At 44.4% G+C, this 16,234-nt stretch carries 10 protein-coding genes and 1 pseudogene; 4 read left to right on the forward strand and 7 right to left on the reverse strand.

All coding sequences use genetic code 11. From position 1 onward, the window contains the following. Positions 1–19: 19 nt before the first annotated feature. Positions 20–2,527, reverse strand: coding sequence for a penicillin-binding protein 1B (gene mrcB, locus JMX93_RS09595; RefSeq protein ID WP_499204551.1), 2,508 nt, complete (start codon positions 2,525–2,527; stop codon positions 20–22). A 450-nt stretch (positions 2,528–2,977) separates the two neighbouring features. Here mrcB and JMX93_RS09600 point away from each other — a divergent pair, with 450 nt between their 5' ends. Beyond that, complete coding sequence (locus tag JMX93_RS09600; protein ID WP_499204552.1) at positions 2,978–5,788, forward strand: heavy metal translocating P-type ATPase; 2,811 nt, start codon at positions 2,978–2,980, stop codon at positions 5,786–5,788. 123 nt (positions 5,789–5,911) lie between these two features. Here the strand turns inward: JMX93_RS09600 and JMX93_RS09605 are convergent, their stop codons facing one another. Next, positions 5,912–6,634 carry a Bax inhibitor-1/YccA family protein gene (locus tag JMX93_RS09605; RefSeq protein WP_193012950.1) on the reverse strand — a complete coding sequence of 241 codons (723 nt, stop codon included), beginning with the start codon at positions 6,632–6,634 and terminating at the stop codon, positions 5,912–5,914. A 299-nt stretch (positions 6,635–6,933) separates the two neighbouring features. Between JMX93_RS09605 and JMX93_RS09610 the strand changes: the two genes are divergently transcribed. Further along, positions 6,934–7,938 (forward strand): NAD(+) kinase, encoded by a 1,005-nt coding sequence (locus JMX93_RS09610; protein ID WP_226914611.1) that lies wholly within the window; start codon positions 6,934–6,936, stop codon positions 7,936–7,938. A gap of 55 nt (positions 7,939–7,993) precedes the next feature. Continuing rightward, a complete protein-coding gene (locus tag JMX93_RS09615) occupies positions 7,994–8,305 on the forward strand; it encodes a YeaC family protein (protein WP_045451872.1) in 312 nt (103 codons plus the stop codon). A 62-nt stretch (positions 8,306–8,367) separates the two neighbouring features. Here the strand turns inward: JMX93_RS09615 and JMX93_RS09620 are convergent, their stop codons facing one another. From JMX93_RS09620 to JMX93_RS09640, 5 genes and pseudogenes are all read right to left on the reverse strand, one after another. Beyond that, on the reverse strand, positions 8,368–8,742 hold the full coding sequence (locus JMX93_RS09620) for a HopJ type III effector protein (RefSeq protein ID WP_193012948.1): 375 nt from the start codon (positions 8,740–8,742) through the stop codon (positions 8,368–8,370). A 123-nt stretch (positions 8,743–8,865) separates the two neighbouring features. Then, a pseudogene (gene csrA / locus JMX93_RS09625) lies at positions 8,866–9,033 on the reverse strand (carbon storage regulator CsrA); the annotation flags it as partial. 362 nt (positions 9,034–9,395) lie between these two features. Continuing rightward, positions 9,396–10,682, reverse strand: coding sequence for an aspartate kinase (locus JMX93_RS09630; protein ID WP_198332842.1), 1,287 nt, complete (start codon positions 10,680–10,682; stop codon positions 9,396–9,398). 326 nt (positions 10,683–11,008) lie between these two features. After that, positions 11,009–13,681 (reverse strand): alanine--tRNA ligase, encoded by a 2,673-nt coding sequence (alaS, locus tag JMX93_RS09635; protein WP_499204553.1) that lies wholly within the window; start codon positions 13,679–13,681, stop codon positions 11,009–11,011. A gap of 171 nt (positions 13,682–13,852) precedes the next feature. Continuing rightward, entirely contained in the window at positions 13,853–15,658 is a 1,806-nt protein-coding gene (locus tag JMX93_RS09640) for a DUF389 domain-containing protein (RefSeq protein ID WP_499204554.1), read from the reverse strand. Positions 15,659–15,947: 289 nt separating this feature from the next. On the opposite strand from JMX93_RS09640, the gene JMX93_RS09645 reads away from it, so the two are divergent. Continuing rightward, positions 15,948–16,160, forward strand: coding sequence for a hypothetical protein (locus JMX93_RS09645; protein ID WP_193012944.1), 213 nt, complete (start codon positions 15,948–15,950; stop codon positions 16,158–16,160). Positions 16,161–16,234 lie beyond the last annotated feature (74 nt).

Raw genomic sequence — 16,234 nt, forward strand, 5'->3', positions numbered from 1 at the left:
TTAAGTTTCACAAATAATTTTAGAACCATTCAACAGCGCGATCATACCAAGTATCGGCACGACTTTCTGCATCATTACCATTTGACCCATTACTATTTTCTTGGCTGTCGCTATCAACAGCTTCGCCATTTGGAATCTCTAAACCTTCACGGCGGCGCTGCTGATTGATAGTGCCTTGCTGGTTTTGCCATTGTATCTGTTCGCGAGCACGATCTTGTTGATATAAGCCGATGGCGCAACTGCTGGCTTCTTCTGGTAAATGCGCCGACAAGACAGGCAGATAGCGTGCATCCGCACAGCGCTCATTAGACAGCTTGCCTGAGTTGTTTTCGAGCCACAACCATTCAATACCTTCAGGCTCTGGTAGTGCTACAGGCGTCAGCTTCAAGCGATTCATATAGTCAACCCAAACTGGCAATGCACCAGTACCGCCGCTCAAACCAATTGGCTTGTTATCATCACGTCCAACCCAAACCACACTGACATAGTTGCCACTGTAGCCTGCAAACCAAGCATCGCGGTAATCATTTGTGGTACCTGTTTTGCCAGCAAGATTTAGATTGCTACCAAGTGATTGCACGCGTTTGGCAGTACCGTTTTTGACCACATCTTGTAAAGCATAGTTAATTAAGAAGTTGGTCTCAGGCGGAATGCTACGCTGAGTATTAAGTCCAGTACGTTGTAAAATACGGCCACGATCATCAATGACGGTGCGAATACTATGGATAGGAGTACGGAAGCCACCAGTTGCAAAGACTTGATAGACACCAAGCATATCCATCGGGCTAAGATTGACAGAGCCTAACAATGCTGATGGATAGGGTGGTATTTTTTCTTTAATACCCATTCGCTGTAACTGCTTGGCAAAGGTATCGACCCCAAACTCCATACCTAAGCGTACCGCTGCTTGGTTATAAGATTTTGACAAAGCGGTGGTAAATGGCACATAACCATGATCACGTTTGTCATAGTTTTTAGGGTTCCATTTGGTGCCATCGCTTAGATTCACGGTAATCGGTGAGTCATCGACTGAGCTTGCGAGGTTATAGCGCCCACTTTCAAGCGCTGTCATATAAATGATAGGCTTCAGTAACGAACCTACTTGGCGCTTAGCATCGACCGCGCGGTTAAAGCCAGTAAATTCACTGCCACTACCCACCACAGAGACCAGCTCACCAGTCTCAGGATTTGCACTCACCAGGGCACCTTGCAAGTCTTTAGTTTTACTACTATTACGACGCAGCTCACCCAATTTTCTATCAACTGCTTTGTCTGCGGCTAATTGCGCAATAGGGTCTAAAGTACTGATAATGATAAGACCTTCGTTTTTGAGATCATCAGAATAGTACACGGTATTCAGCTCGCGCTTGACGATATCCAAAAAGTCAGGGAATTGACTTTTGCCTTCGACAGGTTTGTCCACGACACCAAGTGGCTGCTTTAGCGCCTTCTCATAGTCTTCTTGACTGAGTGAGCCAACGGCCAGCATATTGCCCAGCACGACGTCACGGCGCGCTTTTGAATCGTTTGGATGGCGACGTGGGTTGTAGATACTCGGGCCTTTTGCCATACCGACTAGTAGGGCTTGCTGATCCAAGCGCAGCTCATTCAGTGGCTTATCAAAGTAAAACTGTGATGCCAAGCCAAAACCATTAATAGAGCGGTTGCCGTTTTGACCCAAATAAATCTCGTTGAGGTACGTTTGTAGAATTTCATCTTTGCTATAATGTAGCTCGAGCAATACCGCCATTAACGCTTCGTTGGCTTTGCGCTTCAGCGTACGGTCTGAATTGAGATAGAAGTTTTTAATCAGCTGCTGAGTGATGGTTGAGCCACCTTGTCTAGAGCCGCCAGAGAAATTGTTCAGTACGGCGCGTGCAATGCCTCGTATAGAGACGCCTTTGTGCTCATAAAACGCGCGGTCTTCTGTGGCTATTAACGCATCAATGAGTGGTTGTGGCACTTCATCTAACGAGACGACCAAACGATCTTCATTACTGTCAGGATAAATACCACCGATATTCACCGGCTCTAAGCGAATGATGCCGCTTTTGGTAGGTAAAGTACTTTGTACGGACTCAATCTTATTACCAGCAATGGTCATTTTTATGACTTGCTCTTTATCCACATCGTTGGCGCTATAAGTAAAACCGCGAGTATGAATAAAGTAGGTATTACCTGATCTATGATAGGTTCCTGTGCGATCATAAGCTTTGTTGCTTTGATAGTTAAGCAATTCCAGCCATGTCTTCATCGTATCTTTATCGACACTCGCGCCTTGATACAATTCAAGCGGCTGCGAATACACTTTGGCAGGAATGTCCCAGCGCTTACCCTCGAACTTATGGGTAATGGTGCGATCAAGTTTGATTAAATATAGTGCCAAGAGCACCATGCCAGCAATAATGACAATTAAGATAAGACTACTAAATACCAACCCACGCTGCTGTGAAGGTAGCGTGTGGTTAACAGATTTAGAGGGCTGTGTTAACTTGGTATTTGGTAACTTGGAATTGGATGTTTGCACTGATGTCGCACCATTTTGGGATAAAAAACTGCCTCATAATGACGCAAATTGACAAATTTTTCAATCTATCATCGTCAACGCAGGCATTCATTGATTGTAAGCGGTGAGTAGTTATGCTCTTCACAGCACTTGCTTATAGTATAATCTCTGTTAAAACACAGCCAGTGGTACTAAAGCATTAAAAGCTTTCGATTGGCAGTATAAGTGTCATATCAGTTTCATGTCATATAGTCATTCACGATAGCAGTTTAGCAATGCGCCAACGATGTGTTTTTTATGAATTAACCGCTGCTGTTATTGTTTTGTTTTTTGCGAGCCGTGCTGAGAGTTATTTAAAATAGCTGTTTTAGATAAGTCTTCTGCATAGGCATTGAGTCTCGTTAATGATAGTAAGTTTACTCAAAGCGAATAAGGTTCGAGCAAACCTGTCTAAAGGAAGTAAGCGCGATTATGTCCAATGTCCCCTCATCCATGGCCTCGACCACCAGCCATCACTATGAAGATAACTCTATCATCGAAGGTTTAGTACTACCACTCGCAGGTCACTGTTTCCACTGCGGTGATCCTGTACCGCAGCCGCCGTTTCATGCCGAGATATTGGGTAAGTCGCGGGAGATGTGCTGTATGGGCTGTCAGTTAGCCTCTCAAAGCATCGTAGAGGCAGGACTTGAACAGTATTATCTGGATCGCTCAGAGATCAATCGCACGGCAAGTCTACCGACGCAGTTGACTCGCCTTGAGGCCTATGACCATGACGAGATCAAATCACAGTTTGTCTATGCACAAGACGGACTGTCGGTTGCAGAGCTGTCCGTCAATAACCTACGCTGTGCGGCATGTACTTGGCTAATTGAGTCGCGTCTCGATGAGTTAGAGGGCATCAGTAAATGTCAGGTGAATTTGACCAATCAGCGTATGCGAGTCATATGGAACGAGGATAAGCTGCCAATTAGCCGCATTCTAGCGGTGATTAATGAAATCGGCTATGAAGCCAAGCCTTATCGTCAAGATACGCATGAGGCGATGCTGGCGCGTCATAACAATCAAATGCTCATAAGATTGGGCATCGCCGCGTTGGGCTCGATGCAAGCGATGATGTATGCCGTTGCCATCTATTTTGGTGAATACAGCGACATGCTAATATTTCAGCGCGATTTTTTGCGCTGGGTCTCTTTATTCGTCAGTACGCCCGTTTTCTTTTATGCGGGTGTCCCGTTTTTCACCTCAGCGTGGTCGGCAATTCGTGCGCGGCAGGTGAATATGGATGTGCCCGTCAGTATTGCGCTGATTGTGACCTTTTTCGCCAGCCTATATGCCACCATTACTGGCCAAGGGGAAACCTATTACGATTCGGTCAGCATGTTTATTTTCTTTTTGCTGGCAGGGCGTTACATTGAACATAATGCTCGCCTAAAAGCCGCCACCATGGCCAATGATTTGGTCGTGGTTGAGCCTGTACTGGTACAGAAAGTTGCAGAAGATAAGCAAGCGGCTGAGCTTATATTACAGCAGCTAGAGAAAAATGAGCTGAAAAAAATAGCTGAAAATGAAGACGTGAGCAATCAAGTCAGTAATTTGGATACAAATGAGGCGATCACATCAGCCAATCCGACGCCTAATTTTATGCAAAGCATGGACGCTAACGTCCATCAGCTCACATCAAAAATTGCACAAGATTGGCAACGCGCGCGTACTCAACAATCAGCCTTATCGACAACAGAGGGTGAGGCAAAACAAAAACAAATGGTCACCGCCCATAGCTTACAAGTGGGTGACATCATTTTAGTTGAGGCTGGCTCTGAAATTATCAGTGATGGTATTTTGCTCAGCTCAACGGCTACTGTCTCACAAAGCCTATTGACGGGTGAGGGCGACTTGATTATCAAGACCCAAGGTGACTATATCGTTGGTGGTGCACAAAACGATAGCCAACCGTTTGAGATGCTGGTCACAGCATTACCGGCAGACAGCCAAATTGGTTTGATTGATCGGCTGATGAACCGTGCCATGAGTGAAAAGCCAAAACTGGCACAGCAAGCAGATAAGCTGGCTCGTTGGTTTGTCGCCCGCATTTTAGTATTGTCCGTATTGGTGTTCATTGGCTGGTATATCGTTGACCCAAGCCAAGCGATTTGGGCAACGGTCGCGGTATTGGTCGCTACTTGCCCTTGTGCGCTGTCTTTAGCGACACCGATTGCACTGACGGTAGCGACCAATCGACTAGCAAGCTATGGCTTTTTGACCACCCGTGGACATACGCTACAGACGCTCGCTGAGATAACCCATGTGGCCTTTGATAAAACGGGCACTCTCACTTATGGTAAGCCGAATTTATTAAATATTGAGCTCGTAAAACCTATAAGTCTAAATGAGGGAGACCATTCAGATAATTTCGACAGTTTAGCGCCAGATGAGCAAAAAGATACACTACTAGCAATCGCTGCCGCCTTAGAAGTGGGCAGCCGCCATCCTATCGCACACGCGCTGCTTACCGCTGCCTATCAGTTGCATTTGCCATCGACGCAGGCCTTACAGAATTATCCAGCAGGGGGCGTCGAGGCAATGATTGATGGCATATTATATCGAATTGGTCATGTGGATTTTGCGTTGAACGATGCCAATAATGATATGGTCATTGATTTAGTAGCACAACGCGCCAGCTCAGCGGTGGTTTTATCTTGTCAACAAAATGACTCGGTCACTTGGCAATCGCTGGCATGCTTCTATTTCAATGATAAGGTGCGTGATAGCGCCAAAGCCATGCTCGATACGCTTAAAGCGTTGGGTATTGAATCTGTCATGCTGACAGGTGACCCAAGCCCGCAAGCGCTGGTGTTGGCTGAAAATTTAGGGATGCATTCTGCTTACAACGGTCTGTCGCCAACAGACAAGGTCACTCACATTCAAAAACTACAAGCGGAAGGTGGCGTAGTGCTGATGGTAGGAGACGGTATCAATGATGCGCCAGTGCTAGCAGCGGCAGATGTCTCGACTTCTATTGCGGGTGCGGCAGATTTGGCACAAGTATCGAGTGATAGTATTATCTTAAATGGTCAAATCGACGCTATCACTGCTGCCAAACGTATCTCTGATAAAACGGAACGTATTATCAAACAAAACTTCCGCTGGGCACTCATTTATAATGGCTGTGTGCTAATACCAGCAGCGTTAGGTTATGTGCCACCTTGGCTAGCTGCTATTGGTATGTCATTGAGCTCATTGTTTGTGGTATTAAATGCGCTACGCTTAAAACGTGCTTAGTTTCTCTAAAATGTACTTAATTTAAATAAGCCTACAAAGCTTACCCACAAAAAAACCGCCTTTAACTATATATAAATAGCTAAGGCGGTTTTTTATTTAAATGACGATTAACTGGTGTTTAAATTAGTCTTGTAAGTAACTTAGCAGGCGCATAAATTCAATGTACATCCACACGAGAGTAGCAAGAATACCAATACTAAATAACCATTCGTAGTCTTCAGAGACGCCCATTGCCACACCGCGATCGATATTATCGAAGTCTAGTAATAGCGTGAAAGATGCGATAACAATCACAAACAAGCTAAAGCCGATAGCGATAGCGCCGCCTTCAAATAAGAAAGGTAAGCTTGAACCAAACGCTAAAGAAAGTACCCATTGCGCCACATAAACCAGCATAATCGCAATCAATGCTGAGGTCACAATTGAGCGGAACTTTTCAGTCACCTTGACCAGACCTGAGCGATATAGCCCTAGCATAACGGCTGCCGTTACGAATGTCGCACACATAGCGGTCACTGGTACACTCGGATACATCCGCATAAAGAACAGTGAGATACCGCCTAAAAATATGCCTTCTAAAAGCGCATAAGGGACTGCAAATGTTTTGGCTTTGTGTGGTTTAAAAGTGATAAAAAGCGCGAGACCAAAGGCGGCAAACATACTACCGAATGCAGCCATCGTAATAAAGCCTTGCGACAAACCTGCCATAAGGGCATAAAAGAAAAAGCCCACACCAGTGATAGCAGATAATCCAAGTAATAGACTGGTCTTTTGAATCACGCCTTTGACCGTCATTGGCTTACCGCCGATCGCAAGTTCTGCGCGACTGACAATAGGATTGGCCATAAAGTTGTCCTTAATAAAATATAAATAATAGTGATGTTAGCTACTTTAGCAAAACCGCCATTATTGTCAACTGTGTTTACGTGACAGCCATCAAGGCCTCACGACCTTATAGAGCTATTATTAGTTGAGGCATTCTGGCATATTGCCTAGCTAAACAAACACGTTTAAAAGTAACGTGCGATGGCTTTTATATGGGGTTGATTACGACAGTTAACAACGATAATTCATAAACATGCTAGTCTAAACGCTCGTTTATCGCTATCATTGCCGAGTACTTTACCGTTATGCCGAGTCGTTTTATGGAAAACTCAGCGCAGTCCGCAAGATTGCCGCACTTACATGAATCAGAGCTGTTCCACGCTATCAAAAACCCTGCTTTTAGGCGCATTGGGCTCATGGGCCGCGCTGGTAAGCGTAGTGTCACTCAAAGCTTGGTGCAAATAGCTCAGACTATCAATGATATGAATCTCACATTGATTATGGATGTGCAGACAGCTCATCTGCCAACCTTAAATCTCACTGAGATCGAAAAAGTCAAAATCGTTAAGCGTAGCTTGATTGGAGAAATTTGTGATTTGGTCATCGTTGTTGGCGGTGATGGCTCGATATTGCACGCGGCTGAAGCGTTGGCACGTTATCGTGTACCCGTACTCGGCGTCAACCGTGGTCGGCTTGGTTTCTTAGCTGATGTAAAACCTGATGAAGCGGCGTTTAAATTGCGCCAAGTACTGATGGGCGATTATCAGTTGGACCATCGTTTTCTATTAACGATGGAGATACGAGAAGGGCGTACTATCATTCATGAAGACATGGCGCTCAATGATATCGTATTGCATGCGGGAAAATCGGTACATATGATTGATTTTCAGATGAAAATCGATGGTCAAGACGTCTACCGTCAGCATAGCGATGGTTTGATTGCAGCAACGCCTACTGGTTCAACGGCCTATGCACTCTCTGGTGGCGGTCCCATCATCCATCCGAGTATGGATGCTATCTGTTTGGTGCCTATGCATCCCCATACGCTGTCTAGCAGACCGATTGTGGTGAGCGGTAATAGCGAAGTGTGCATTCGCATTCACGAAGACAATCGCACTCAGCCGATGGTCAGTGCCGACGGTAAGCCAAGCGTGCCACTTGAGCAAGAGCAACGGCTCTATATTCGTAAGCATCCAGATAAGCTGACTTTATTGCACCCGCCAGGGTTTGATTTTTATGAAGCTTGTCGCACTAAATTGCACTGGAACGTCCATGCTGAGGAATTCAGTCTTGACGTGGATGATGATATTATGGACGACGAATAAGTGTCTCTGTTATATAAAAAATATGTTATAAAAATAGTGGTGGAGAGTAGACAGGATGGATAAGCAAACGATATTAGCAAGTTTAACACCAGAAGTGGTTGATAAGTTCCGCATGGCGATTGAGTTGGGTAAGTGGCCTGATGGCCGCAAGCTGACCGCTGAGCAGCGCGAAACCTGTATGCAAGCGGTGATGGTGTGGGAGCACGAGCATCTTCCACCTGCTGAGCGCACAGGCTATATCCATAAGCCAGTCAAAGACGATGGTTCTATCGTTGGGGCTGAATGTGATGTCGAGCATGAGCATCATTATCCTAATATGCCCAACCCTAAAGGTGCAGTACAACCCGTTAAGTTTCGTGATAAATAGTAATTATGTAGCATAAAAAAGGCCACGCTAATCAGCGTGGCCTTTTCTTATTGAATAACTTTTTAAAGCGCCGTTGTATCAACACTAGGACGAACCGTTAATGGATTTTTTTCCATCAAAAATCCTTGCCAGCCCCAATGTAAAAAGTTACGGATATTGGCATGATCAGTTCCATTAGGGGTTGCTTGAACTTTGGCATAATGCTCGCCGAACAGTTTTAGCGTGTCCAATTGATTCAGACCATGGTGCTTGGCAAAGCCAAAAATTTTCGCACTACCTTCATTTTCACCAGCTGCATTATGTACCATTCCATTCACAAACGGGGCAGGTGCATAGCGATAAAAATCATCAATAAAACTGATGACATCATTGAATCCAATGGCTTTTTTATCCAAACCATTAAGTAGAGCCGATACATCTGATTGGCGGATACTCATAAATAAATGACCTCAGAGCAGATTAAAAAAGTGAAAGTATGTAACTTAGCGATTGAAATAGTCTTCGTCATCAAATGAAGGCGCAAAATTGCCTTGCTCAAGATGCTGCATTTGCGACTGTACAGAACGCTCATGCTGAATACGTTGATAAATCTCTTCGCGGTGTACGGCAATATCTTTCGGTGCATTCACACCGATACGTACTTGATTGCCTTTGACACCTAGGACAGTCACACTGACCTCATCACCAATCATTAGCGTTTCGCCCACGCGGCGTGTCAAAATTAACATGCGTCACACTCCTTATGTCGCATCAACAAATTATTACTCATCAGATTACTTCTCAATTGCAGGACATCACCGCAGTACTATAAAGGCAATGTATCAAACAACCACAATGCTTAATGTTGTACCAATAGCGGTAATGATAGGTAGATTCATTTAGCCCAAATGAAAGCCCCATTATAGGGGGCATAATGGAGACTGTCACGGGTTTTCACAAAACTATTGGGTAAATACTTACCCTAGCAATAATAAAAAATAAAAATAGGATCTAAAAAGACCCTATTTTATTTAAGTATTATTTAAAGTCATTAATAGCTGTTAACGGATAACCATAAATGCTAAAGCTATATTTTAACAACTTTTGAGCTTTATAGCCCAGCGATTTTACTTTCACCGTCTTCACGATCCAAACCAAATGCGGTATGTAATGACTTGACCGCTTTTTCTAAATGTTGGTCTTGAATCAGAACAGAGACTTTGATTTCACTGGTTGATATCATTTGGATATTAATGTTGTTTTCAGCAAGGGTTTGGAACATAAGGCTGGCAACGCCTGCGTGTGAACGCATGCCCACACCCACTAATGAGACTTTAACGACTTCGCTATTGCCCAAAATTTCTTTGGCACCAATCTCGTCTTTCACTTCATCATGGAGTACTTTTAAGGTCTTGTCTAAATCACTACGATTGACGGTGAAGGTAAAGTCTGTCGTACCATTGTCCGAAAGATTTTGTACAATCATATCAATTTCAATGTTGGCACGACCAATCGGGCTTAAGATAGCAGAGGCAATACCAGGATGGTCAGGTACACCGCGCACGACTATTTTTGCTTCGTCTCGATTAAAGGCGATACCTGAGATGATTGCCTGTTCCATATTGTCTCCTTCGTCTATCGTAATTAGGGTGCCGACATTATCTTGAAATTCTTGGTCAAAACTACCATCAGTATTTTCATCAAAGCTAGATAGTACCCGTAAAGGCACACCATATTTACCCGCGAATTCTACCGAACGAATCTGTAGAATCTTAGAGCCAAGGCTTGCCATCTCCAGCATTTCTTCAAAGGTAATTTTTTCAAGTTTTTTGGCTTTTGAGGTGACACGAGGGTCAGTGGTATAAACGCCATCAACATCGGTATAAATCTGACATTCATCAGCGCCCAAGGCAGCAGCAATAGCGACACCTGTGGTATCAGAGCCGCCGCGCCCTAATGTGGTTGCATTGCCTTCTTCATCAATACCTTGGAAGCCTGCTACGATGACGACATTGCCTGCATCTAGCTGTTCACGGATATTTTTATCATCGATACTTTCGATACGGGCTTTATTGTGGGCATTATCAGTTTTGATCGCTACTTGGCGACCAGTAAATGAACGAGCGCCTACACCAAGCTCTTTAATTGCCATAGCAAGCAATGAGATAGAAACTTGCTCACCGGTTGAGACCATTTGGTCGTATTCACGGGGATCAGGCTGAGTGCTAATTTGGCGCGCCAGATCAATCAAACGGTTGGTTTCGCCACTCATTGCAGAGACGACAACAACTACTTGATGACCGTTGTCATGCCAGCGTTTGACTCGTTTGGCGACGTTTTTGATGCGGTCGATACTGCCCATCGAGGTGCCGCCGTATTTCTGTACTATTAACGCCATAAAAATCTACCTATTATTCGTTAATGGCCTTTTATTATCATCAATGAGCGCCAATATGCGGATGTGACGCTCAATCAATGCTTGTATAGATAAAGCCGTATTATAAGAATTGCGCCCTATGCTTTTTGTTTATGTATTCAGTAGTGCTGAGTAGGTAATACACGCACGATGCATCCAAACGTTGACCTTTATATCATATCTACGTCACAACGTTAAGTGCCCGTAGCGCTTAGATACATGGCGATTGGTTATAGTGGTTATAACCAATCGCGTATCCTATGCGTAGTAGACCAGAGTGATGCTCTGTATTCATGTCTTTTTCAGGACTAGCTAAGCTGAGTTTCAATCCAAGTAGGTAGCGCATTCACAACAGCATTGGTGTTGGCAGCTTTTGGCGCGCCGCCTTGTGCGTAATCTGGCTTACCACCACCTTTACCACCAAGCTCACTTGCCAAATGACGAATGATATCACCAGCTTTTATCTTAGCCGTGACCGATTTCGCCACGCTTGCTGCTAGTGCTAATTGGTCATCTTTATCACCAATTAATACAATTACGCTATCAGGCAGTTTTGATTTAATGTCGTCCATTAGCGTACGAATCGATTTGCCATCGATACCGCTTAAGGTACTGATAAGCACGGGCGTGCCTGCGATGGTCTGTACCTCATCGAGTAAATTGGCTGCTTGGGCGCTAGCGATTTTTTGCTCTAGGCGCTCTAGCTGTTTCTCAAGTTCGCGTTGCTTATCCGCCATGGTACGCACACGCTGCGCCACTTCAGGACGTTTCACTTTTAGCTGACTGGCAAGCTCACTCAGTTGCTGCTCGCTTTGTTGAATGTTTTTAATCGCATTCATGCCAGTGACGGCTTCGATACGGCGGATGCCAGCAGCGATACCTGATTCGCTGGTAATTTTTAATACACCAATATCACCAGTGCGTTGCACGTGAAGACCACCGCACAACTCAATAGAGAAGGGCTTGCGCTGACCATCGACGATACTGTCAGTGCCCATGGTTAAGACGCGAACGTCACTGCCATATTTTTCGCCAAACAATGCCATCGCACCTTGTTTCATCGCTTCGTCGATAGACATATTCTCGATACGGGCAGGGGTGTTGGCTTGAATTTGCTCATTGACTAAGCGTTCGATACGCGTAATTTCAGCAGTGCTGACGGGCTTGTCATACGAGAAATCAAAACGTAAGACTTCGCTTGATACTAGTGAGCCTTTTTGCGTGACTTCATCACCCAATACTTCTCTTAATGCTGCATGCAATAGATGCGTGGCAGAGTGGTTTTTAGCACTAGCCGCACGGATGCTGGACAAGACTTGCGCATCAGCGGTTTGTTTGGTGTTAATGTCGCCCATGGTCACGACACCATAATGGATGATGGCTTGACCAGATTTTTTGGTGTCTTGCACTTCAAAAACGCCCGTTGCAGTGCGGATTTCGCCAAGCTCACCAACTTGACCACCGCCTTCAGCATAAAACGGTGTACGGTCAAGTACCACGACGCCTTCCATGCCCTCAGCTAAGCTGGCTGCTGGATTGCCGTCTTGATAAAGTGCATCAATCGTCACGCCTTCTTCTGCAAGCTGCTCATAACCGATAAAGGTTGTCGGAGTTTCTACTTGAATGACGCTGCTATAATCAACATCAAATTTGCCAGCATCACGAGCACGCTCACGTTGCGCTTGCATATGCTCATCAAATTCAGCTTCATCAATGACAATACCACGCTCACGAGTGATATCAGCAGTCAAATCGATCGGGAAACCATAAGTATCGTACAGTTTAAAAGCCGCCTCCCCAGATAGCGTGTCGCCATCTTTTAGACCTTCCAGTTCACTGGCAAGTAAACGTAAACCTTGTGCCAATGTCTTGGCAAACTGAGCTTCTTCTTTTTGAATGGCATTTTCAATGATGCTTTGCTTTTCTATCAGCTCTGGATAGGCACTGCCCATTTCAGCAACCAAGGGTGCGACCATTTTATAGAAAAACTCACTGTCAGCGCCTAGCTTATTACCATGACGTACCCCACGACGAATGATACGGCGCAGTACATAGCCACGACCTTCGTTACTTGGGGTGACGCCATCAGCAATCAAAAAGGCTACTGCGCGAATATGATCGGCGATGACTTTTAATGACGACTGTTGCTGATTCTCAATCTCTAAAATCTCAGCCGCCGCATCCATCAAGTGTACAAACAAATCTATCTCGTAGTTGCCATGGACGCCTTGCATGATGGCACTGATACGCTCAAGACCCATACCAGTATCGACACTAGGTGCAGGCAGTGGCAATAGCGTACCGTCTTTTTGACGGTTAAACTGCATAAAGACACAGTTCCAAATCTCGATATAGCGGTCACCATCTTCTTCAGGTGTGCCCGGCAAACCGCCTTCGATATCGGCCCCATGGTCATAAAAGACTTCGGTACAAGGGCCGCAAGGACCAGTGTCACCCATGGTCCAAAAGTTATCAGACGCAAAGGGAGCGCCTTTATTATCGCCAATACGGATAATGCGCTCAGCAGGAATACCGATGTCTTTATGCCAAATCTCAAAGGCTTCGTCATCGGTCTCGTAAATGGTCACATACAAGCGATTTTTATCGATTGCTAGCCATTCATCTGAAGTCAAAAACTCCCAGATATAGCCAATACCGGCTTGCTTAAAATAATCGCCAAATGAGAAGTTGCCTAGCATCTCAAAGAACGTATGATGACGCGCTGTATAGCCAACATTGTCCAAATCGTTATGCTTGCCGCCTGCTCTCACGCATTTTTGTGAGGTCACAGCACGGGTGTAATCACGTGGCTCCATGCCCAAAAAAGTTTCTTTAAATTGATTCATACCTGCATTGGTAAACAGCAATGTCGGGTCATTGTGTGGAATCAAACTAGAGGATGGGACGGGGGTGTGCTGCTTGCTTATGAAAAAATCTATAAAAGCTTGGCGAATATCGGCTGAGCGAAATGGCTGGCTCACAGCGGCTCCTTACTGACGAATAGAATTGAATAGATAAAGTAAAATAATTTTGCAAGCGATTTTAGCACAAACGCCCAAGCTCTTGGTACAAGAGTTACAACTGCTAGGTTATTCTGCGCATGTAGATGGTTGATGAATTTGTAGTGTATCAAAGCCAGTGGGTCAAAAAAGCTAATTGCTCAAAATCGCCGCATCGGTCTTATCCAGCTTATCTTGCCTCAATGGGTTGGACTCAATCACTTGTACTGGCAAGTAGCGTAGCTGTAGCTTAATGGGCAAATACTCAGGAAAATTCTCTGCCATATCTTGGGTAATGACGGTTTCGATTTGCTGTACATCGTATGAGGTAGGCGTCGTCTCTCCGCGAACGACTGCACGTACGACTTGATTTTCTTCTGAGGTATCAAACTGAGTATTGGTCAGCACGTTACCTTTATCGATAAAGTAACTATTGATGGCTTCTTTTACGCTACTCTCAAAAACTTGTTGTTTGGCGTTGGTTTGTAGATTGATGGACAAATACGTCCCTAAGCCACCTAACAATAATAACGTCACCGCATTGCGCCGCAAAAAGGTTAAATAGGTGCTTGATTTATAATCGTCATCGACCAAACGGCGAAAGCCCAATAACCAAAGTACTAAAGCATTGGTAAACTGAATAGCAATAATATTGGTTAGTGCCAGTAGCAGTGCTCCAAGTCCAAGCTGCATCTCGCCATTGGCAAATAAAATACCACTAGCGGCAAGAGGTGGTACTAATGCAGTGGCCACGGCCACGCCGACCACTGCCACCGACAGATGCGGTGAAACCATCGCATAAGCACCAGCAGTACCCCCTGCGAGCGCAATCATCAGATCCATGGATGTTGGCTGAGTGCGTGACAATATCTCTGCCGTTAATGGCTGATCTTTGTGTAACCATCCGACGATGAAACCAACCAATATCACCAATGATATGCCGACGATAACTGTAAGCAGTGATTTACGCAGCAATGGCATACGATGATCAATAATCGCTAATGCTATACCAGTGATAGGGCCTAGCATCATTGCAACCAACATGGCGCCAATCACTACGGCAGCAGAATTGGTCACTAGCCCATAACTGGCGATGATGGCAGAAAGTATATTCATAATGAAATACATTTTACTAGGCAGAGCGTTGGCCTCGATTCTGACTCGTACTTCTGGATAGTCTACCTTTTGATTGCTAAACTGCTCGGCAACAAATTGCTTATAAGACTCCAATTTGGCTTCTTTTTGTTCTTGAATGTCGTCTTCTGAATCTTCCTGATTATCTGCTTTATCTCTCACAGTATTTTTTACAGAATTGTCCTTATTTTGCGGCGTGTCGGGCTGTTCATCAATTGAGAATTGTCTTGCTTTATTGTTATGTTCTTTGCTCTCTTGCTGATGGTTATCAGAGATAGAACAAGTATTCGCTGATGGTTCAATAGTTTGTTTTGCAGAATTATGCTGTGTATCAGAGGGGTTAAGACCATCTGCCTCTACCGTTACTTCAGCGTCAGCATCCTCTTGAGAAGCTCGTTCTGTAACATTATCTGCTTCTGCTTGAGCATGTTCTGATGATAAATTTTCAAGAGTTTTATGATGAGGCGCTGCTGTCGATTTTAACGCTTCATTAAATGGTGGTGTCTCAAGCTCATTTATGTCGGGCTCATTGTTGTCGGGTTTAGCAGTTTCTAACGTTGCAACGACCTCGTCAGCACCAATTGACTTTATTGCTATTGTCGTTTCTGGGGGCTGTGCACAATCCATATTTTCGACACAGTCATTTTCATCGTGAATCTCTGAGTTTTTTAAAGACTCCGTATTTTCCACAGCGCTATCTAGCACAGAGCAATCAGCCGCAGTATTATCAGTTAGAGCCGCTTTTTTGTCTGGATAATTGGCTGTGCCTGAGGCATCTTCTATAACTAAAGAGTCCTTAGAGGGATTTTTTTCGGATGAGGTCATGGCAGCTAGCTTTCTTAAAGAGTCAAAGAAAGTCATTATTGTAATGATAAAAAGAGGACAACGTATGGTTTTTTTGCGACTAAATAGAGAGCAGAGTGAGTAAACAGCAATGCTTAAAACGGTGAAATTCAGGATAGTTAGATAACGACAATAAAACCATAACTATATCAGGGTTTTATTGCTTCGTCACTTAATATCACTGGCTTGCAGGTCTATATTAAATACTTACTTTCTTTGTGGGTTTAGTGTATAAAGGTGCTATATCCACAATAAAAATGAGGAATAAGTTATGAACTGGCCATTATTCTCTGTCATCTACGCAATGGCGGCAACCGTTACTATTGGTATCTTTATGATTGGCGCCTTAGTCACAGGTTTTAATGAAATATCTCATATCCAAATAGCGGTAATGTTGGGCTTTTTGGTGTCTATCCCTGCAGGTATGTTTTTTACCAAAAAAATCGGTAGCATTACTGGTAATGAAGAAAGCTATAAAGCATAAAAGCGAGAAGGGTTGTCGATTTCAAACAATAAGTCTGATAGTCGGTCATAAAAAAAGACCTTGATAGCAAGGTC

This window comes from Psychrobacter muriicola 2pS, from assembly GCF_904846535.1.
Lineage (GTDB): Bacteria > Pseudomonadota > Gammaproteobacteria > Pseudomonadales > Moraxellaceae > Psychrobacter > Psychrobacter aquimaris.